We start from the raw sequence: 18,421 nt of genomic DNA on the forward strand, positions 1-18,421 counted from the left end.
CGGAGCCCGCATGCTGCGGACCGCACTTGGCCCTGCCATCGCCGGCTTCCTCGGAGACGCCAGCGTTGTCGAGGTGATGCTCAACCCTGACGGCCGTCTCTGGGTCGACCGCCTCTCGGAAGGCTTGTCCGACACGGGCGAGCGGCTCTCGGCGGCCGACGGCGAGCGCATCGTGCGCCTAGTCGCCCACCATGTCGGTGCGGAAGTCCACGCCGGAAATCCCCGCGTCTCGGCCGAGCTACCGGAAACAGGCGAGCGGTTCGAGGGTCTGCTGCCGCCCGTGGTCGCGGCGCCGGCCTTCGCGATCCGCAAGCCCGCCGTCGCGATATTCACCCTCGATGACTACGTCTGGACGGGCGTCATGTCCGCCGCGCAGGCGGACATCTTGCGCCAGGCGGTCGCCGATCGCCGCAACATCCTGGTTGCCGGCGGCACCTCGACCGGCAAGACCACGCTCACCAACGCACTGCTCGCCGAAGTATCGAAGACCTCCGACCGCGTGGTGCTGATCGAGGACACCCGCGAGCTACAATGCTCCGCGCCGAACCTTGTCGCTATGCGGACCAAGGACGGCGTCGCAACGCTCTCCGATCTTGTCCGCTCCTCGCTTCGCCTGCGGCCTGACCGTATCCCCATCGGCGAGGTGCGCGGCGCCGAGGCGCTCGACCTGCTGAAAGCCTGGGGCACCGGCCACCCCGGTGGGGTCGGCACCATCCACGCCGGCACCGCGCTTGGCGCGCTGCGCCGCCTCGAGCAGCTCATCCAGGAAGCCGTCGTCACGGTACCGCGCGCGCTGATCGCCGAGACGATCGATCTCGTCGCGGTCCTTTCGGGCCGCGGCTCGACCCGGCGCCTGGCCGAACTCGGTCGCGTCGAAGGGCTCAGCCCCGACGGCGATTACCGCGTCCGCCCCGCAACCCAGCCCCCCGAAGGAGAACCCGCATGATCCGCCGTGCCCTGCATTTTCGTCGCCATGTGGCGACAGCCGCATCCGTCCTCCTGGCCAGTGTCCTGCTGGCCCCGGCCGCCCACGCTTCCGGCTCCTCGATGCCGTGGGAAGCGCCGCTGCAATCGATCCTCGAATCCATCGAGGGGCCGGTCGCCAAGATCATCGCGGTGATCATCATCATCGTCACTGGCCTGACGCTCGCGTTCGGCGACACCTCGGGCGGCTTCCGCCGCCTGATCCAGATCGTCTTCGGCCTGTCGATCGCCTTCGCCGCGTCGAGCTTCTTCCTGTCCTTCTTCTCGTTCGGCGGCGGGGCGCTCGTCTGATGGCGGGCCTGATCGAGAGCGGCGGCGACGTGCCGGGCTACACCGTCCCGGTCCATCGGGCACTGACCGAGCACATCCTGCTCGGCGGTGCACCTCGCGCCCTCGCCATCCTCAACGGCACGCTCGCCGCCGCTCTCGGTCTCGGTCTTCGCCTCTGGCTGGTTGGCCTCGGTCTCTGGGCCATCGGCCATTTCGCCGCCGTCTGGGCGGCCAAGCGCGACCCGCAATTCGTCGACGTCGGCCGCCGGCACCTCCGCATCCCCGGTCACCTGAACGTCTGAGGCGCGCCATGATGAACCTCGCCGAATACCGCCGCACCTCGACCCGGCTCGCTGACTTCCTACCATGGGCGGCGCTGGTCGCTCCCGGCGTCGTCCTCAACAAGGACGGCTCGTTTCAGCGCAGCGCGCGGTTCCGCGGACCCGACCTCGACTCCGCCGTGCAGGCCGAGCTGGTTGCCGTCGCGGGTCGCCTCAACAGCGCCTTCCGTCGACTCGGCAGCGGCTGGGCGATCTTCGTCGAGGCGCAACGTCACGCCGTCGGCGCCTATCCGGCGAGCCAGTTTCCCGACGCCGCCTCGGCCATGGTCGAGGCCGAGCGCAAAGCCGACTTCGAAGAAGACGCCGTCCACTACGAGTCGAGTTACTTCCTGACCTTCACCTTCCTACCGCCGGCCGAGGATGCTGCGCGTGCCGAAAGCTGGCTCTACGAGGGCAAGGCCGAGCGCGGAGTGGATGCCTGGGAAGCGCTGCGCGGCTTCGTCGACCGCACCGACCGCATCCTGCAGCTCGTCGAAGCCTTCATGCCGGAATGCGCGTGGCTCGATGATGTCGAAACGCTGACCTATCTGCACTCGACCGTCTCGACGAAGCGCTACCGCGTGCGCGTTCCCGAGACGCCGATGTATCTCGACGCGCTGGTCGCCGACCAGCCGCTGACCGGCGGGCTCGAGCCGCGCCTCGCCGAGGCGCATCTGCGCATCCTGACGGTCGTCGGATTCCCGACAGCGACGACGCCCGGCATCCTCGACGATCTCAACCGGCTCGCCTTTCCGTATCGTTGGTCGACGCGGGCGATCCTGCTCGACAAGACCGACGCCACGAAGCTTCTGACCAAGATCCGCCGACAGTGGTTCGCCAAGCGCAAGTCGATCGCCGCGATCCTCAAGGAGGTGATGACCAATGAGGCGAGCGCCCTGGTCGACACCGACGCCGCCAATAAGGCCGCCGATGCCGATCTGGCGCTCCAAGAACTCGGCGCCGACTATGCCGGCCAAGCCTATGTCACCGCCACGATCGCCGTTTGGGACAGCGATCCCCGCGCCGCGTCGGAGAAGCTCCGTCTCGTCGAAAAGGTGATCCAGGGACGCGACTTCACCGCGATGCCCGAGACGATCAACGCGGCGGATGCCTGGCTCGGCTCGCTGCCGGGCCACGTCTACGCCAATGTCCGTCAGCCGCCGATCTCGACGCTCAATCTCGCCCACATAATCCCGCTTTCGGCGGTGTGGGCGGGGCCGGAACGGGATGAGCACTTTGGTGCACCCCCCTTGCTGTACGGCAAGACCGAAGGGTCCACCCCGTTCCGGTTCTCCATTCACGTCGGCGACGTCGGCCACACCTTGGTGGTCGGCCCGACCGGCGCGGGCAAGTCCGTGCTGCTCGCGTTGATGGCGCTGCAGTTTCGCCGCTACGAGGGAGCGCAGGTCTTCGCATTCGACTTCGGCGGCTCGATCCGTGCCGCCGCCATCGCCATGGGCGGCGACTGGCACGATCTTGGCGGCGGCTTGACCGAGGGCTCAGCCGACAGCGTCGCGCTTCAGCCGCTCTCCCGAATCGACGAGGCAGCCGAACGCGCTTGGGCCGCCGATTGGATCGTCGCAATCCTGATGCGAGAGACCATTCAGGTCACGCCCGACGTCAAGGAGCTGATCTGGACCGCTCTATCGTCGCTGGCCAGCGCGCCCGTCGCCGAACGCACGATGACCGGCTTGTCGGTGCTGCTGCAGTCGAACGACCTGAAGCAGGCGCTGCGTCCATACTGCGTCGGTGGACCCTATGGCCGCCTGCTCGACGCCGAGAGCGAGCATCTCGGTATCGCCACCGTCCAGGCCTTCGAGACGGAAGGTTTGATCGGGACGGCCGCGGCCCCGGCCGTCCTCTCCTATCTGTTCCACCGCATCGAGGACCGGCTGAACGGCGAGCCGACGTTGATCATCGTCGACGAAGGCTGGCTTGCCCTCGACGACGAAGGCTTCGCCGGCCAGCTCCGCGAGTGGCTGAAGACGCTGCGCAAGAAGAACGCCAGCGTCGTCTTCGCCACGCAGTCGCTCTCCGACATCGACGGCTCCGCGATCGCGCCTGCCATCATCGAGAGCTGCCAGACCCGGCTCCTGCTGCCGAACGAACGGGCGATCGAGCCGCAGATCACCGCGATCTACCGGCGCTTCGGCCTCAACGACCGACAGATCGAGATCCTCGCCAGGGCCATGCCCAAGCGGGACTATTACTGCCAGAGCCGCAGGGGCAATCGACTGTTCGAGCTGGGCCTTGCCGACGTCGCGCTGGCGCTCTGCGCGGCGTCCTCCAAGACCGACCAGGCGGCCATCGACCGGATCGTCGCCGAACACGGCCGCGAGGGCTTCCTCGCGGCGTGGCTGCGCCATCGCGGCGTGGATTGGGCGGCAGACCTCATTCCCAACCTCACCAACCTGGAGAGTCAGCCATGAAACTGCGTGTCCCTCGCGCGGCGCTCGCCGCCGTCATTCTCGCTGCGCCGCTGTCGATGTCGCCGGTGCTGATCGCGCCGGCCTCGGCCCAGTGGATCGTCTATGATCCCACCAACTACGCGCAGAACCTGCTGTCGGCGACCCGCGCGCTGCAGCAGATCAACAACCAGATCACGTCGCTTCAGAACGAAGCGACGATGCTGATCAACCAGGCGCGCAACCTCACGAGCCTGCCGTTCTCCTCCCTCCAGCAGCTTCAGCAGTCGGTTCAACGGACCCAGCAGCTCCTCGGCGAGGCCCAACGCATCGCCTACAACGTCCAGAACATCGACCAGGCCTTCCGCACCAACTACAGCGCCGGCAGCGCCTCGATGAGCGCGTCGGACCAGCAACTCCTCGCCCAGGCGAAGGAACGCTGGAACAACACGGTCTCGGGCCTCCAGGACGCGATGCGCGTCCAGGCCGGCGTGGTCGGCAATATCGACACCAACCGCACGCAGATGTCGGCGCTGGTCGGCCAGAGCCAGGGTGCGACCGGCGCCTTGCAGGCGACGCAGGCCGGCAACCAGCTTCTCGCGCTTCAGGCCCAGCAGCTCGCCGATCTCACCGCCGTCGTCTCCGCCAACGGTCGGTCCCAGGCGCTCGCCGAGGCCGAGCGGTCCGCTGCGGCCGAACAGGGCCGCGAGCAGCGCCGCCGCTTCCTGACGCCGGGCGCCGGCTACCAGCCCGGCAACGCGCAAATGTTCCCAGGCAGCAACTGAGGGCGCGGCGATGGACGGAAAGCTTCTCGCGCGTGTCGGCGCCATCGGCTTCGTGACCTTCGCGATCACGGCGACGGCCATCGAACTCTCCCGCAAGGACGAACCGCCGCTCTATCGCAGCACCGCCGCGGCGACCGAAACGGGCGCCGACCCGCTGAAGATCGAGCTGCGGCGCTGCCAGGAACTCGGGGAAGCCGGCACCCGCGATCCCGCCTGCCTTCAGGCCTGGGCGGACAACCGCGACCGCTTCCTGAAACCGTCGCAGGCCCTGCAGGCGCAACCGGCGCCGCAGGCGCCAGGCCCGCATCGTCAGCCGCAGAACCCTCCGTCCGCCCGCGACCGCGTCGTCAACGAGACCGCGCCGGATATCGACTCTCACACGAACGAGGCGCGTTGAGATCATGGGCGGCACGGGCGTCATCGACCATTTCCTGGAGGTCTTCACCCGCTACATCGATAGCGGCTTTGGCCTCCTCAGCGGCGAAGTGGCCTTCATCGCCACCACGCTGATCGTGATCGACGTGACGCTCGCCGCGCTGTTCTGGAGCTGGGGTGCCGACGACGACATCATGGCGCGCCTGGTCAAGAAGACGCTTTTCGTCGGCGTCTTCGCCTACCTGATCGGCAACTGGAACAACCTGGCGCGGATCATCTTCGAGAGCTTCGCCGGGCTCGGGCTGAAGGCATCCGGCACCGGCTTCACGGTGGCCGACATGATGCGTCCCGGCCGCGTCGCGCAGACAGGCCTCGATGCGGGCCGGCCGCTGCTAGATTCCATCTCCGATCTCATGGGCTACTGGAGCTTCTTCGAGAACTTCATCCAGATAGCGGTGATGCTGCTCGCCTGGGCGCTGGTGCTGCTCGCCTTCTTCATCCTCGCCATCCAGCTCTTCGTCACCCTGATCGAATTCAAGCTGACCACGCTCGCCGGTTTCGTGCTCATCCCCTTCGGTCTCTTCGGCAAGAGCGCCTTCATGGCCGAGCGCGTGCTCGGCAACGTCATCTCCTCCGGCATCAAGGTGCTAGTCCTCGGCGTCATCATCGGCATCGGATCGAGCCTCTTCTCCGAATTCACTGCCGGTTTCGGCGGCCGCACACCGACGATCGACGAGGCGATGGCGATCGTGCTCGCGGCATTGACCTTGCTTGGCCTCGGCATCTTCGGCCCCGGCATCGCCAACGGCCTCGTGTCCGGAGGCCCGCAGCTCGGCGCCGGCGCTGCGGTCGGAACCGGGCTTGCCGCAGGTGGCATGGTCGCGGCCGGAGCTGCCACAGTCGGCGCCGTCGCTTCCGGAGGTGCGGCGCTCGCAGGAGGCGCCGCTGCCGCCGCCCGCGGGGGCGCTGCCCTCGCGGGCGGAGCTTCCACCGCATACAGCCTCGGCGCCGCAGGGCAGACGGGCGCCTCGGGCGTGGCGAGCGGCCTGGGCGGCGTCGCCCGGGCCGCCGGTTCCGCAGCCACGTCACCGCTTCGGCGCGCTGCCGAGCGCGCGTCGTCGAGCATGCGCTCCAGCTTCGCCGATGGAGCCCGGTCCGCCTTTGAGGCAACCGGGGGCTCCTCGACCATGGGCACCGTTGGCGAAGCTGCCAACGACGCCGCTCCAAGCCCTGCCGGTGGCGGTGATCAACCGCCCGCCTGGGCCCGCCGCATGAAGCGCTCGCAACAGATGAGCCACGCCGTCTCGACCACCATCCATGCGGTGCGCAGCGGCGACAGCCACGGCGGCGGCTCCTCCATCAATCTCTCCGAAGGTGACCGCTGATGTTTCGACGACCCTCGACCCACTATGGAAAAGCTCCCGAACCCGAGACACCGTACCAGCGTGCCGCCCAGGTCTGGGACGACCGCATCGGCTCTGCCCGCGTCCAGGCGCGCAACTGGCGCTACATGGCGTTCGGGTCGCTCTTCCTGTCGGCCGGGTTCGCGGCGGCGCTGGTCTGGCAGTCGGCGCGCGGCACCGTCGTTCCCTGGGTCGTTCAGACCGACCGGCTCGGCCAGGCCCAGGCGATCGCGCCGGCGACGGCGGACTACCAACCGACCGACCCCCAGATCGCGTTCCACCTCGCGCGCTTCATCGAGCAGGTCCGCTCGATCCCGGCCGACGCCATCATCGTCCGCCAAAACTGGCTGCGCGCCTACGACTTCACAACAGACCGGGGAGCAGCGGCGCTCAACGACTACGCGCGTTCCAACGATCCCTTCACCAAGGTCGGCCGTCAGCAGATCGCGGTCGACGTCTCGAGCGTGATCCGCGCGTCGCCCGACAGCTTCCGTGTCGCATGGACCGAGCGCCGCTACGAGAACGGCCAGCTCGCCGACACGACCCGATGGACCGCGATCCTCACGATCGTCGTCCAGATTCCGCGCAATGCCGACCGGCTGCGCGCCAATCCGCTGGGGATCTACGTCAACGCAATTTCATGGTCACGGGAGCTGGGGCAATGACGATGCCGATTTTCCGTAAAGCCGGAGAACCGGCTTTCCGTACTCACACATTGGCGGTTTTACTGCTTTCCGCCACGGCGCTTGCCGGCTGCGCGACGACGCAAAAGCCGCCCGAGATCAGCTATGACGATGCGCCTGCCGCCGTGCAGACCGTCGATCCGCCGGCACCCGTCACGGTGGTCGAGCTACCGCGCCCCCTGCCGCTGCCCGGCCAGATGAAGCCGGTCGAGCCATCGCGCTCGACGCCAGAGCCCACCGATCCCACCGCGCGCGTGAACCAAGCGAACGCGGCGGCGCGCATGCAACCGGTCCGCAACGGCTTCATCAATTCGATGCAGGTCTACCCCTTCACGCAAGGGGCGCTCTATCAGGTTTACACCGCCGTTGGGCAGATCACGGATATCGCGCTCCAGCCCGGCGAGCAGCTCGTCGGCTCCGGCCCGGTGGCTGCCGGCGACACGGTGCGCTGGATTATTGGCGACACGCAGAGCGGTTCCGGCGCCGCTAGCCAAGTCCACATCCTGGTGAAGCCGACACGGGCCGATCTGATGACCAATCTCGTCATCAACACCAACCTGCGCACCTACCACATGGAGCTGCGCTCGACCGAGCGCACCTATATGGCCTCCGTCTCCTGGCAATATCCGCAGGACCAGCTCATTGCGCTCCGCCGCCAGAACGCTGAAGCGCAGGCGACCCAGCCGGTGGCGACCGGCGTCGATCTCTCGCGCATCAACTTCCGCTACGAGGTGACCGGGGACCGCGCCGCATGGCGGCCGCTGCGGGCCTACGACGACGGTCGGCAGGTCTTCATCGAATTCCCCCGGGGCATCGGTCAGGGCGAAATGCCGCCGCTCTTCGTCGTCGGCGCAGAGGGCACCACCTCTGAACTCGTCAACTACCGGGTCCGGAACAACTACATGATCGTCGACCGCTTGTTCGCAGCCGCCGAACTGCGCTTCGGCTCCGGCGACACGCAGAAGCGCGTCCGGATCACCCGCACCGACGGGAGGCCCGCATCGTGAGCGACGACCGGAACGAGGAAGAGGAAGCCGCCGCGCCGCTTACGGGATCGGCGCCGGAGGCGGCCGCACCGATGCGGCTGCGTGCCGAAGCTCCGCGTGTCACGCGGCTGTCGCGCAAGGTGCTCGCCGGGCTCGGCCTGGCGACGAGCCTCGGCCTTGGCGGCGCGCTGGTCTATGCGCTCCAGACCCGCAACGGCGGCCGGGCGCCCGAGGAACTCTATTCGACCGACAACCGCTCGACCGCAGACGGCCTTCAGGGTCTGCCGCGCGACTATACCGTCGTACCCCAGCTCGGGCCACCACTGCCCGGCGATCTTGGCCGGCCGATCGTCGCGGCCCAAAACCGCGGGCAGCCCGTGCCGGCGCCCGGCGTCACGCCCGCGCAGCCAGGCATGAGCGCGGAGGAGCAGCGCCGTCTCCAGGAGATCGAGACGGCGCGGACCAGTCGGCTGTTCGCGGCGTCAGAAGCGCGTAATACGGCACCGACAACGACGACGAGCGCGCCGCCCCCTGCGCAGCCCGATCTAACGAGCCTTGGCCTCGCGCCGCCAGCGGCGACGCCGACGGCGCAGGAGCGGCAACAAGCATTCCTCAACGCGCCGGTTGACCGGCGCACCGTTGCGGCCGACCGGATCGCCGCACCGGCGTCGCCGAACATCCTGCAGGCGGGCGCGGTCATCTCGGCAGCGCTGATCACCGGCATCCGGTCCGATCTGCCGGGCCAGATCACGGCCCAGGTCACCGAGAACATCTATGACAGTCCGACCGGCCGCATCCTGCTAGTGCCGCAGGGAACGCGCGTCGTGGGTCAGTACGACAACAACGTCCAGTTCGGGCAAAGCCGCGTCCTGCTGGTGTGGAACCGGCTGATCTTCCCGAATGGCCGCAGCATCGTTCTCGAGCGACAGCCCGGCGCCGATGCCGAGGGCTATGCCGGCCTGCAGGACGGTGTCGACTACCACTGGTGGGATCTCGCCAAGGCCGCCGGCCTCTCTACGCTTCTGAGCGTCGGCGCCGAGCTGGCGACTAACGACGACGACCGGCTAATCCAGGCGATTCGCAACGGCGGCCAGGACACGATCAACGACGCGGGACAGCAAATCATCCGGCGTCAGCTCAACATTGCGCCGACCCTGACAATCCGGCCGGGCTTCCCGGTGCGCGTGATCGTCACCCGCGATCTGGTGCTCGAACCTTACGGAGGCTGAAATGACCAAGCTGAAGCTCGGCGCCATCGCCGATGATAAGCCGATCAAGGTGACCGTCGAGTTGCCGGCGCCCTTGCACCGGGATCTTGTCGCCTATGCCGAGGTCCTGGCCCGCGAGACCGGACAGCCGGTAACCGACCCCGCCAGACTGATCGCGCCGATGGTACAGCGCTTCATCGCCACCGATCGTGGGTTTGCCAAAGCACGCCGGACAAACCCAACAACTGAATAGCGCAGCCGGCCGCCACCCCGTCCTCGTCAAAGCTCCGGGCGCATCTCTCGGACAGTGCTGATGCTTTCCAATTGTGTCGCGACCGCCAGGATCGTCGATTCCGCCAGCCAGCTGCCGACGACCTGGACGTTGATCGGCATGCCTTCCCTGCTCGTGCCGAACCGCATCGAGATTCCCGGCAAGCCCGTGACGTTGAGCGGCACGGTCGCACCCTGCAAGTAAGTGGCGTCGACCGTTCGGCCATTGATGACGAACTCCTCCTGGCCGTGCTTGTGGGCGGGGAGCGGCAGCACCGGCGTGATCAGTGCATCGAACCTCTGGAAATACTCGGCAAAGCCATCCCGGAGGCGCTCCGCCGCCTGCTCGGCCTCGACGAAGTCCGCCATCGAGGTGTCGGGCAGCGACAGCATCGTCCTGGACATCTTGTACATCTGGTCTTCGTGGCCGTCGGTTGCCTCCGCGAAGGCCCGCTTCATCTCCATCACGTGGATGCGGTTGAACACGTCAAGCGCGAAGTCCTTCTCGAGCGCGGGAATACGCACCGGCTCGACATGCACTCCGAGGCTCTTGAGCGCTTCGGCAGCCGCTTCGACCACCTTTGCCACCTCGGGGTCGATCGGTCCGAAGCCCGGCTCGACCAGCCAGCCCACGCGAAGCTGCCGATCAGGCTGGCGGCCGATGCCGGCGTCGAACTGGACCGTACTAGTGGCGAAGGCGTCCTGGCCGTCCGGACCGGCAAGCTGCGAGAAGGCGAGCGCCAGGTCGCGGATGCTGCGGGCCATCGGACCCACATGCCAGAAGCGGCGGGGTGCGCGCGGATAAATGCCCGTCATCGGGACACGGCCATGCGTTGCCTTGATGGACGAGATACCGGTCTGGGCCGCCGGGCCGCGCACCGAGATGGCGAGGTCGGTGCCGAGGCCGATCGGCGACATGCCCGCCGCGATCGCGGCCGACTCGCCGCCGCTGGAACCGCCTGGCGTCCGGGTCAGATCCCAGGGATTGTTCGACCGGCCGGTAAGGAGATTGTCGCTTTCGATCCAGTAGGAGAATTCGGGAAGATTGGTCTTGGCGAGCAGGATGCCGCCGGCCTTCTTCATCCGCGCGACGCTGGTGGCGTCGGCATCGGGCGTGCGGCCCTTGAAGATAGGCGAGCCGCGTTGTGTCGGCACACCGGCGGTATCGATCGAGTCCTTGACCGTGAACGGCACGCCGTGAAGGACGCCGAGTTCGTCCCCCGCGCGGACCGCCGCGTCAGCCGCCTCGGCCCTTTCCAGAGCATCACCAGCGAGCGTGACGATCGCGTTGATCTTCGGGTCCACCGCCTGGATGCGGTCCAGATGGGCCTTGACGACCTCGACCGACGAGACCTCGCGGCTGCGGATCAGTTCAGCGAGTTTGGTCGCATCGGCGTAGATGATGTTCTGGCTCATGACTTTCTCTCTTGTCTGCCTCATATCGAACCGGCAGCTTCCCTACCTGGCGTTCGTTAGGCCACACAATCCCTTTCTTTTTGGCCCGTCAAGCCCTATCTAACGTTTGACAGGGCGGCGATCGCCCGATTGTTCAGGCTTTGAGATGACGACGAATTCAAAGGAAGCGATCTTGGCGACTGCTAGGCGGATCGCTCAGGCACATGGTTATGGTGGGCTGAATTACCGCGATCTCGCAGACCAGGTCGGGATCAAGGCGGCGAGCATCTACCACCACTTCCCCAGCAAGGCCGGCCTCGGTGCCGCTGTCGCGCGGCGCTACTGGGAAGATACCGAAAGCGAGCTCGAGACCTTGCTCAACGAGGCTGCCGATCCGATCAGCGCCTTACGCGAATATCCCAAAATCTTCCGAAGATCGCTTGAGAGCGAACATCGACTTTGCCTCTGCAGCTTCATGTCGGCGGAACATGATGATCTTCCCGATGAGGTGACGGCAGAGGTCCGGACCTTTGCCGACGTCAACATCGCCTGGATCAGCAAGGTGCTTGTCGCAGCCGGTACGGCGCGTCTGGAGAACAGTGCGGCGCAGGCACGCGCGATCTTTGCGGCGGTCGCCGGAGCGCAGCTCATGGCGAGAAGCCGCTCGGACATATCCTTGTTTGACGCGCTGATCGAAACCTATCAGGCGAAAGGGCTTCTGCCGGCATAGATCAATGGCAGTCGCTCAGTCCCGTCCACGCCCAATCCGATGTGCCGCTGGCGTGCCTCAGACCTGTCGGGACGGCGCAGCCGCCGGATGGCCGCTATCACCCGGCCATCCGCGCTTGTGCGCGCGATCGGGCGAGGTGCGCACGACCATGCGATGGAAGGGCGCGATAAGGGCAACGTAGGCGCGGCCCAGTAGGCGATTGTAGAAGACGAGCATGGTGACGATCAGCCGGCGCGGCCGGACCGGACAACCGGTCACCGATCCAGCGAAGCTTATTGCCCCGATGGCCCAGCTCTTCATCGCCACGGATCGCGGTTTTGCGAAAGCGCGCTGCCAATCCGCCTGAGTTCCAACTTGCGCTCTTGCGGCTGCTCAACGGGTCTCAGCGCTTCGCTTTCATGCGCCTTTCGATACTCATATCGATCAGGAGCTTGAGCGCGGGATTCTGATTGGTTGCAGACCAGACCGCGCTGAACGACAACCTCTCTTTGCCGCCGGCGATCGGGACGAAGCGAACTCCGGGGTATGCGATGCCAACGATCGAGTTTGTAGCAAGCGTGATCCCGAACCCCTGCGCAACGATACTCAGGAGATTCTCGCAGCCGATGTGCTGAACGGAAATCTTGGGGCTCAATCCGGATACGCACAGATGCCGCATGAGATAGTCTTCTATCTCAGGTCTTGTTGCATCCGCCCTTACAAGGAACGTCTCGTGGCTCACGGCTTCCCAGCTGACCGCATCCAAGGAAGCGGTCTGATGGGACGCAGGAACCGCGAGAAAAATTGTTTCATCCCACAGCCTTTCGACTCGGCACCCCGGTAGTTGTGGATCTCCAGGCATGAAGGCGACATCGAGCCGACCGTCCAACAAAGCGCTGGCATTTATTTGAGAGGTCGCCTCCTCGAAAATCACCTCGATAGCTGGAAAGCGGCGGTGATAAGCCGCGAGCAACTCTCCCAGAAAACCGTTCGCCAGGCAGGCCATCAGGCCGATGCGCAGCAGTCCGATGGAGCCGCGCTTGGCTTGGGCGATTGTATTTACAGCTTGGTTGAGATGCTTCGCGCCAACCGCAGCCTCTCTGAGGAAACGCTCGCCTGCCATTGTTGCGCGGGCGCCTGACCGATGCCTATCAAACAGCAGAATACCAACACGGCGCTCCAGTATCTGTATTCGTCGGCTAACGGTAGATTGTGATACTGAGAGTATTTCTGCCGCGCGTCGAAAGCTACCTTGCTCGGCCGCAAGGATGGCGTATCTCAGATAGCGCAAGTCAAAGGCGATATCCGGCACTGCCGACTCCTTTCGGAGCGCTCTGCATTGGCAGCATTTTTAAGTCTCCTTAACTGCCTAGCACCGGGCATTTCTTGGAAAGCGGCACCACGCGGTGAAAATGAAGCGTGCGGATCGCACTGGGACGGGTGCCTATGGGGAGGTGGAACTGCTCTGCACTTCTCCATCTCTCGCTTGAACAGCGCGGCTTAAATACGATCGGACAACAAGGATGTGAAAAGGCTTGATCAGGGCCAAATAAGCGCGCCCAAAAGTATTGTGACAATGAACGACGGTCGTTACGACGACTTCAAAAGCGTCCTCGTCATTCAGCGCTCCCAGCAGTATCGACGCCCTGAAATCAAGGTGTCGATCATCCACACCAAGCACCAGTTCGCTCTCCGATCGTGCAAGAATTGGGAAAAAGCTGATGGACTTCCTGTCGGGCGCGTTGCGTTGAAGTTCACCCGTCGTTTTCAAGCCAAAGCGAGCTACGGTCATATCGCGTGTCGCGAGGAGCCCGCGGACCCACCAGGCCGGACGGCCGAGGATCGCGTGCGCTACAGCTTCCGGGTCACGCGAGATTCCAGCACCGAAGGTCGTGGCAAAAGAATCGACCAGGTCGGCTCCGCGGTACCAGCCCGCTATGCTGCTTTGAGCGGGCGGCGCCACCGACCTCACGCCGCCGACCGCGTTGCACAGACTACCCGCCATGGCGCCGCTAGATCGCCATCACCGAGCCGCCATCAACCCGAAGATTTGTCCCGGTGATGAAGCTCGCCCGCTCTGACGCCAGGAATACGACCGCAGCAGCGACGTCCTCTGGATTACCGGGGCGGCCGACCGCGATATTGGGCCGAAGGGCCGGCTGAAAATGAGCGGCCAGTTCGTCAGGCAAGAGTTTCTCTGCCCCTTCCTGCTGCGCCAGCAAATCCCGTAGAATGGGAGTATCGACATAGGCGGGCGACACCACGTTCGCGACCACGCCGCGGCTCGCGTAGGTCTTCGAGATGCCCTTGGTGAGGATGTTCAGCGCGCTCTTGGCCGAGGCATATTCGAGGGCGACCGCGTCGGGCTGGATGCCGCTCTCCGACGAGATGTTGATGATCCGTCCCCATCCGCGTTCCGCCATCGCCGGCGCCAACGCCCGGGTGACACGCACCACGGAAAGGACGTTGAACTCCCAGGTCTCTAACCAATCCGCATCGGGGATGTCCTCAAAAGGCCGGAACAGCTCGCCCGTCGACGACCGAAGGCCACCCGCATTGTTCACGAGGATGTCGACCGGCCCAAGTTTCGCTTCGATTGTTGCAAGCGCTTGCGCCAGGCTCTCTTCATTGGTGACGTCAGCGCCGACCGCCAGCGCTCGCTCGCCAAGGGCGTCGGTGATCGCCGCGAGTTTCGCTTCGCTGCGGGCCAGAAGCGCCACCTTGGCGCCCTCGGCGTGCAGTGCCCGGGCGATCGCCTCACCGATGCCTTGGCTCGCTCCGGTCACCAGAGCGGTACGACCATTGAGTTGCGTGTCCATTCCTGCCTCCTTCGAAGGGACGCAGCACCTCTTTCGTGGAGCCCTTCATGTGGCTCCTGGCCTGCCGCGTAGGGGTGTTAAGGGAAGTCGGGCCTAGCGATAGACGAGCCCGCCATCGGTCAGGATCGCCTGACCGGTGATGTAGTCGGCGTCGTCGCTACAGAGGAACGCGACAAGAGCCGCGACATCTTCCGGCGTCTGGGCGCGGCCGAGCGCGATACCCTCGACATACTTCTTGTAGGTTTCGCCTTTCGGCGCGCCGGTGAGCTGCGAAAAGCGCTCGTCGATCTCGACCCACATGTCGGTCCCGACGATGCCGGGGCAATATGCGTTTACCGTGATCCCGGCACTCGCATATTCCTTGGCCGCAGCCTGCGTCAGAGCGCGAACAGCGAACTTCGTTGCGGAGTAGACGCCAACCATCGGGAAGCCTTCATGGCCCGCGGCAGACGATGCATTGATGATCTTGCCCTTCGTGCCCCGCGCCTTGAACGTGGTCGCAGCGGCTTGAATGCCCCACACGACGCTATCGACGTTGACCCGAAAGATGCGCTCCAGGTCTTCGGGAAGGACGTCGGCAAGCGGCTTCACCTGCGCGATACCCGCATTGTTGACGATCGCGTCGAAGCCACCAAGTCCCTTCTCGACCTGCTGTACCGCCCCAAATACCTCATCGCGTCGGCTGACGTCGGCGACCACTGACAAGGCCTTCGCGCCGAAGGCCTCGACCTCTTTTTCTACGCCAGCGAGCTTGTCCCCTTTCAGATCGACCAGTCCGACGTTCGCGCCGTCTCTAGCAAGGCGCAACGCGATCGCTCGGCCGATGCCCTGGCTCGCTCCTGTTACGAGGACGACCCGTCCTTTTGGCTGCGTGACCATAGGTCCTCCTACGGCTTGCCGATGCTGCTGTTGGGGAATGCGCGGAATTCCGGCTTGCGCTCCGGACTCGCCGCGGCCAGCGCCCTGCGGACGCCTTCCGCATCCAGATTGGCAGCATAGACCGGGGTTCCCGGCTGCTGGCGCCAGGACTCGTCGAGCGGGCCGGCATCGATACCGTCGTATCCGAGTTCGTCGAACAGTCGGATGACCCGCGCTTTGTGGGCCTCGCTATCGCCAGCGACCGGCAGTGCGATGCGGCCCGGCGTGCCCGCAGGCTTGCCGCCATCGAGGAGGCCGCGCCAGTGCAGGTTGTTGATGGCCTTGAGCACCGGCCGTCCGAGTTGATCCGCGACCCAACGGCTTTCAGCCGCACCCTCTTCGATCGGGTCGATCCGCCCATCCCGCTCCTGGGGATAGTAGTTCCCCGTCTCCACGACGGCGACATCGGCATCGACACCGTCGAAGAGATCCTTCGGCAGGTCGGCGATCCGCCATGCCGGGATCGCTACGAAGACGATCTCGCCGCTGCGCGCGGCCTCATGGACGGTCACCGCCTTGGCGCCGGTCTCGGCGGCGAGATCTGCAAGCGAGGCAGGACCGCGCGAATTGGCGATGGAAACTTGGTGGCCTAACTTCGAGAGCCGGCGGGCCAGAGAGCCGCCAATTTCTCCACTTCCTATGATTCCAATGTCCATGAATGGACCCTTTTTAGCTGGTTGACTTGGTGCTGGTCAGCGTTGCGTGGCTTCCACGATCGCTGGCGGGGTAACCGCTCTGGGCAGATCGAAGCCCTGATTGTGCAGATAGATGGCGAGGTCGAGAGACGCGTCGGCCGTGTCCCAGTGTGTGACCTGGCCATTTTCCAGTCGGAGCAGGAAACACTCGACGGATGTCCCACTCTCGCCCGTTGGGGCGATTCCGTAGAATGGCTCGCCGTCGTGTTTCCAATGCAAATTGACCGTCACCAGGGCTCTATCGCCGGCGACGAAGTGCTCGATTAAGTCAACGCGCGGCCGAAAGGCCGAGTGAAACGCTGCACCGAACGCCTTGAGCGCATCGATCCCGACTATGTCTCTACCCGCCGGACTGTTCAGCTTGACATCAGGGCGGATGACCGCGTCCCAACGATCAAGCTCGTTGTTCGCGAACGCCTCGTAGATTTCGAGGGTGAGGTCAGTTCCTGTCTTTGTCATTGAACACACCGTGTTGGATTGTTGAAGAAGCCGATCTCAACCGTTGGATTAGAGCTTGTAACCACCGCTCGCTTCGATGACCTGGCCGGTCACCCAACGGCCTTCATCCGAGGCCAGGAAGGCCACGACATTGGCGATTTCCGACGGCTCGCCAAAACGTCCGAGCGCGGTGTCAGCCTCGATCGCCTTGACGATATCGGCATTGTCACGGACGGCGGCATTCATGTCGGTCCGCGTCCAGCCCGGCGCGACGGCGTTGGCCGTGATGCCACGGGAACCCAGTTCGATGGCGAGCGAATGCGTGAAGACGTTGATACTTCCCTTGGCCATCGAGTACATCGACGCCATCGGCGAGGGCCGTGTGGCAAAACCGGAAGACACGTTGATCACGCGTCCGCCATCGCTCAGGCGGCTGAGTGCGGCCTGAACGACGAAAAAGGGCGCACGGACGAAGACGTTGAACATGGCGTCGAAGCTTTCGGGCGTCGCATTGTCGAGACCGCCGAAACCGCTGCCGCCGGCATTGTTCACGACGATGTCTAGCGTTCTGCTGCCGTTGCGGCTTTCGAGTTCGGCATCAAGCGCCTCGAACAACGGCCCAATCGAGCCCGCGTCCAGCAATTCAGCTTTCAGCGCGAAGGCGCTGCCACCGGCTTTTTCGATTTCGGCGACGGCCTCCTCGGCACCGGTCTTGCTGGAGTTGTAAGTCAGTGCGACGGTCGCGCCGTCGGCGGCGAGACGCTCTGCGATAGCGCGACCGATGCCCCGCGACCCTCCCGTCACGAGAGCAGTTTTTCCATTGAGAGACTGCGACATAGAATTTTCCTTCGTTAGCCGAAATGCGATTTCAGTGATTTGACGAGCTGGCGCGCGGGTTCACGCGATCCGTTCGCGCGTGATCGGGCCCGGATTGGCTTCGACGACCGCGAGCGCCAAGCGGATCAGGTCAGCGTCGCCGCCATATTCATTGTCTGCGACGTGATGCAGAAGCACGCCGACCTGTTCGAGCTGCCGGGCGCCCTTGAGATTGCCGGCGTTGACGGGCTTGAAGCCCGCGTCGGCAATGAGGCCCCGCGTTACGTCGCCAGCGGCACTGTCGTCGGTTGCGTAGAAGACGTTGGCCTGCACAGGCGCCGCAGCCCATGCCGCCGCTTCAAGCGACGGAGCCGCTATCAGGTTGAAGCCCTTGACGATGCGCGCCTTCGGCAAGCGCCGCTGCAGGTCTTCCGAAGTCGAGCTGTCGCGCATGAACTCCAGATCGTGGAAGTGCACGAAATCGGCGGTAACGCCGAGCGGGTTCATGGTCTCGATCACGACCTTGCCGTCGAGCGCGTCGCCGACCTGGCTCACGATCGCCTCGACCCGTGGCCAGTAAATCGAGAAAAGTACGACTTCACCGAACTCCGCCGCCTCGCGGATCGTGCCGAGCCGAGCCTTATCGCCCAGTTCCGTAAGCAGTGGTTCGATCTTCCGGTCCTCACCATCCTTGGCGATGACGAGTTCATGACCTGCGGCTGCCCAGGCGCGGGCCAAACGACTGCCGATATTCCCGGCGCTCAAAATTCCGATCTTCATTAGATATCCTATTCACTTCAACGTTCGCGCTTCCTCTCGGAGCGGTTCGGTTGGAAGGTAGGATATCGCTCAGGAATAGATTAGATGCCCGACGAACCTCAGTCTGTTGTTCGTGCGAGCAACAATGTTGAACCGGCGCTCAGTCACCGGGATGGCCTTGCG

General features: G+C 65.1%; 22 protein-coding genes and 1 pseudogene. 13 read left to right on the forward strand and 10 right to left on the reverse strand.

Translation table 11 applies throughout. From position 1 onward, the window contains the following. Positions 1–10 precede the first annotated feature (10 nt). The 11 genes from trbB to CI41S_RS20630 are packed head-to-tail and all read left to right on the forward strand — an operon-like array spanning position 11 to position 9,672. Positions 11–946, forward strand: a complete 936-nt coding sequence (gene trbB, locus CI41S_RS20580) for a P-type conjugative transfer ATPase TrbB (protein WP_430650035.1) — start codon at positions 11–13, stop codon at positions 944–946. Next, positions 943–1,275 (forward strand): TrbC/VirB2 family type IV secretion system protein, encoded by a 333-nt coding sequence (locus CI41S_RS20585; protein WP_028745376.1) that lies wholly within the window; start codon positions 943–945, stop codon positions 1,273–1,275. Before trbB ends, CI41S_RS20585 begins: the two co-directional genes overlap by 4 nt. Next, complete coding sequence (locus CI41S_RS20590; protein ID WP_139861337.1) at positions 1,275–1,556, forward strand: VirB3 family type IV secretion system protein; 282 nt, start codon at positions 1,275–1,277, stop codon at positions 1,554–1,556. The genes CI41S_RS20585 and CI41S_RS20590 overlap by 1 nt, the downstream gene beginning before the upstream one ends. A gap of 8 nt (positions 1,557–1,564) precedes the next feature. Further along, positions 1,565–4,003 carry a conjugal transfer protein TrbE gene (gene trbE, locus CI41S_RS20595; RefSeq protein ID WP_139861338.1) on the forward strand — a complete coding sequence of 813 codons (2,439 nt, stop codon included), beginning with the start codon at positions 1,565–1,567 and terminating at the stop codon, positions 4,001–4,003. Next, the gene (gene trbJ / locus CI41S_RS20600; protein ID WP_139861339.1) at positions 4,000–4,764 is read left to right on the forward strand and encodes a P-type conjugative transfer protein TrbJ; all 765 of its coding nucleotides are present in this window, start codon (positions 4,000–4,002) and stop codon (positions 4,762–4,764) included. The genes trbE and trbJ overlap by 4 nt, the downstream gene beginning before the upstream one ends. A gap of 10 nt (positions 4,765–4,774) precedes the next feature. Beyond that, positions 4,775–5,161: a putative entry exclusion protein TrbK-alt gene (gene trbK-alt, locus CI41S_RS20605; protein ID WP_139861340.1), complete on the forward strand. Its 387-nt coding sequence runs from the start codon at positions 4,775–4,777 to the stop codon at positions 5,159–5,161. 4 nt (positions 5,162–5,165) lie between these two features. After that, a complete protein-coding gene (gene trbL, locus CI41S_RS20610) occupies positions 5,166–6,524 on the forward strand; it encodes a P-type conjugative transfer protein TrbL (RefSeq protein ID WP_139861341.1) in 1,359 nt (452 codons plus the stop codon). Further along, positions 6,524–7,207 (forward strand): conjugal transfer protein TrbF, encoded by a 684-nt coding sequence (gene trbF, locus CI41S_RS20615; protein WP_054362435.1) that lies wholly within the window; start codon positions 6,524–6,526, stop codon positions 7,205–7,207. The genes trbL and trbF overlap by 1 nt, the downstream gene beginning before the upstream one ends. 2 nt (positions 7,208–7,209) lie before the next feature. Continuing rightward, positions 7,210–8,232 carry a P-type conjugative transfer protein TrbG gene (trbG, locus tag CI41S_RS20620; protein ID WP_244626687.1) on the forward strand — a complete coding sequence of 341 codons (1,023 nt, stop codon included), beginning with the start codon at positions 7,210–7,212 and terminating at the stop codon, positions 8,230–8,232. Beyond that, positions 8,229–9,440 (forward strand): TraB/TrbI/VirB10 family type IV secretion system protein, encoded by a 1,212-nt coding sequence (locus tag CI41S_RS20625; RefSeq protein ID WP_139861343.1) that lies wholly within the window; start codon positions 8,229–8,231, stop codon positions 9,438–9,440. Before trbG ends, CI41S_RS20625 begins: the two co-directional genes overlap by 4 nt. 1 nt (position 9,441) lies before the next feature. After that, the gene (locus CI41S_RS20630) at positions 9,442–9,672 is read left to right on the forward strand and encodes a DUF2274 domain-containing protein (RefSeq protein WP_139861344.1); all 231 of its coding nucleotides are present in this window, start codon (positions 9,442–9,444) and stop codon (positions 9,670–9,672) included. A 26-nt stretch (positions 9,673–9,698) separates the two neighbouring features. Here CI41S_RS20630 and CI41S_RS20635 read toward each other — a convergent pair whose 3' ends face one another. Then, positions 9,699–11,105: an amidase gene (locus CI41S_RS20635; RefSeq protein WP_139861345.1), complete on the reverse strand. Its 1,407-nt coding sequence runs from the start codon at positions 11,103–11,105 to the stop codon at positions 9,699–9,701. 145 nt (positions 11,106–11,250) lie between these two features. Here CI41S_RS20635 and CI41S_RS20640 point away from each other — a divergent pair, with 145 nt between their 5' ends. Further along, positions 11,251–11,814: a TetR/AcrR family transcriptional regulator gene (locus tag CI41S_RS20640; protein ID WP_139861346.1), complete on the forward strand. Its 564-nt coding sequence runs from the start codon at positions 11,251–11,253 to the stop codon at positions 11,812–11,814. A gap of 57 nt (positions 11,815–11,871) precedes the next feature. Here the strand turns inward: CI41S_RS20640 and CI41S_RS45380 are convergent, their stop codons facing one another. Further along, positions 11,872–12,030, reverse strand: a complete 159-nt coding sequence (locus tag CI41S_RS45380) for a DUF2867 domain-containing protein (RefSeq protein ID WP_244626614.1) — start codon at positions 12,028–12,030, stop codon at positions 11,872–11,874. A gap of 25 nt (positions 12,031–12,055) precedes the next feature. Between CI41S_RS45380 and CI41S_RS44505 the strand changes: the two are divergent. Then, positions 12,056–12,160, forward strand: a pseudogene (locus tag CI41S_RS44505) (DUF2274 domain-containing protein); the annotation flags it as partial. A gap of 36 nt (positions 12,161–12,196) precedes the next feature. Here the strand turns inward: CI41S_RS44505 and CI41S_RS20655 are convergent. The 8 genes from CI41S_RS20655 to CI41S_RS20690 form a co-directional block, all read right to left on the reverse strand. Beyond that, positions 12,197–13,105 carry a LysR family transcriptional regulator gene (locus tag CI41S_RS20655; protein ID WP_139861348.1) on the reverse strand — a complete coding sequence of 303 codons (909 nt, stop codon included), beginning with the start codon at positions 13,103–13,105 and terminating at the stop codon, positions 12,197–12,199. 132 nt (positions 13,106–13,237) lie between these two features. Further along, positions 13,238–13,798, reverse strand: a complete 561-nt coding sequence (locus tag CI41S_RS20660) for a DUF2867 domain-containing protein (RefSeq protein ID WP_244626615.1) — start codon at positions 13,796–13,798, stop codon at positions 13,238–13,240. Between the two features lie 7 nt (positions 13,799–13,805). Then, a complete protein-coding gene (locus tag CI41S_RS20665; protein ID WP_139861349.1) occupies positions 13,806–14,612 on the reverse strand; it encodes an SDR family NAD(P)-dependent oxidoreductase in 807 nt (268 codons plus the stop codon). 93 nt (positions 14,613–14,705) lie between these two features. Then, positions 14,706–15,491, reverse strand: a complete 786-nt coding sequence (locus CI41S_RS20670) for an acetoin reductase (RefSeq protein ID WP_139861350.1) — start codon at positions 15,489–15,491, stop codon at positions 14,706–14,708. Between the two features lie 8 nt (positions 15,492–15,499). After that, complete coding sequence (locus CI41S_RS20675) at positions 15,500–16,186, reverse strand: NADPH-dependent F420 reductase (RefSeq protein ID WP_139861351.1); 687 nt, start codon at positions 16,184–16,186, stop codon at positions 15,500–15,502. Positions 16,187–16,222: 36 nt separating this feature from the next. Next, complete coding sequence (locus tag CI41S_RS20680; protein ID WP_139861352.1) at positions 16,223–16,684, reverse strand: nuclear transport factor 2 family protein; 462 nt, start codon at positions 16,682–16,684, stop codon at positions 16,223–16,225. A gap of 48 nt (positions 16,685–16,732) precedes the next feature. Further along, entirely contained in the window at positions 16,733–17,500 is a 768-nt protein-coding gene (locus CI41S_RS20685; RefSeq protein WP_139861353.1) for an SDR family NAD(P)-dependent oxidoreductase, read from the reverse strand. A gap of 60 nt (positions 17,501–17,560) precedes the next feature. After that, positions 17,561–18,259 (reverse strand): NADPH-dependent F420 reductase, encoded by a 699-nt coding sequence (locus CI41S_RS20690; RefSeq protein ID WP_139861354.1) that lies wholly within the window; start codon positions 18,257–18,259, stop codon positions 17,561–17,563. Positions 18,260–18,421: the final 162 nt, after the last annotated feature.

Source organism: Bradyrhizobium ivorense (genome assembly GCF_900696085.1).
GTDB lineage: Bacteria > Pseudomonadota > Alphaproteobacteria > Rhizobiales > Xanthobacteraceae > Bradyrhizobium > Bradyrhizobium ivorense.

Bases quoted from the DNA above. Each gene is read 5' to 3' on its own strand.
- CI41S_RS20590 (WP_139861337.1), top strand. From the start codon at position 1,275: ATGGCGGGCCTGATCGAGAGCGGCGGCGACGTGCCGGGCTACACCGTC.
- trbF (WP_054362435.1), top strand. From the start codon at position 6,524: ATGTTTCGACGACCCTCGACCCACTATGGAAAAGCTCCCGAACCCGAG.
- CI41S_RS20665 (WP_139861349.1), bottom strand. From the start codon at position 14,612: ATGGACACGCAACTCAATGGTCGTACCGCTCTGGTGACCGGAGCGAGC.
- trbK-alt (WP_139861340.1), top strand. From the start codon at position 4,775: ATGGACGGAAAGCTTCTCGCGCGTGTCGGCGCCATCGGCTTCGTGACC.
- CI41S_RS20670 (WP_139861350.1), bottom strand. From the start codon at position 15,491: ATGGTCACGCAGCCAAAAGGACGGGTCGTCCTCGTAACAGGAGCGAGC.
- CI41S_RS20640 (WP_139861346.1), top strand. From the start codon at position 11,251: ATGACGACGAATTCAAAGGAAGCGATCTTGGCGACTGCTAGGCGGATC.
- trbB (WP_430650035.1), top strand. From the start codon at position 11: ATGCTGCGGACCGCACTTGGCCCTGCCATCGCCGGCTTCCTCGGAGAC.
- trbL (WP_139861341.1), top strand. From the start codon at position 5,166: ATGGGCGGCACGGGCGTCATCGACCATTTCCTGGAGGTCTTCACCCGC.
- CI41S_RS20675 (WP_139861351.1), bottom strand. From the start codon at position 16,186: ATGGACATTGGAATCATAGGAAGTGGAGAAATTGGCGGCTCTCTGGCC.
- trbG (WP_244626687.1), top strand. From the start codon at position 7,210: ATGCCGATTTTCCGTAAAGCCGGAGAACCGGCTTTCCGTACTCACACA.
- CI41S_RS20680 (WP_139861352.1), bottom strand. From the start codon at position 16,684: ATGACAAAGACAGGAACTGACCTCACCCTCGAAATCTACGAGGCGTTC.
- CI41S_RS20635 (WP_139861345.1), bottom strand. From the start codon at position 11,105: ATGAGCCAGAACATCATCTACGCCGATGCGACCAAACTCGCTGAACTG.
- CI41S_RS20685 (WP_139861353.1), bottom strand. From the start codon at position 17,500: ATGTCGCAGTCTCTCAATGGAAAAACTGCTCTCGTGACGGGAGGGTCG.
- CI41S_RS20660 (WP_244626615.1), bottom strand. From the start codon at position 13,798: ATGGCGGGTAGTCTGTGCAACGCGGTCGGCGGCGTGAGGTCGGTGGCG.
- trbJ (WP_139861339.1), top strand. From the start codon at position 4,000: ATGAAACTGCGTGTCCCTCGCGCGGCGCTCGCCGCCGTCATTCTCGCT.
- CI41S_RS45380 (WP_244626614.1), bottom strand. From the start codon at position 12,030: ATGCTCGTCTTCTACAATCGCCTACTGGGCCGCGCCTACGTTGCCCTT.
- CI41S_RS20630 (WP_139861344.1), top strand. From the start codon at position 9,442: ATGACCAAGCTGAAGCTCGGCGCCATCGCCGATGATAAGCCGATCAAG.
- trbE (WP_139861338.1), top strand. From the start codon at position 1,565: ATGATGAACCTCGCCGAATACCGCCGCACCTCGACCCGGCTCGCTGAC.
- CI41S_RS20585 (WP_028745376.1), top strand. From the start codon at position 943: ATGATCCGCCGTGCCCTGCATTTTCGTCGCCATGTGGCGACAGCCGCA.
- CI41S_RS20690 (WP_139861354.1), bottom strand. From the start codon at position 18,259: ATGAAGATCGGAATTTTGAGCGCCGGGAATATCGGCAGTCGTTTGGCC.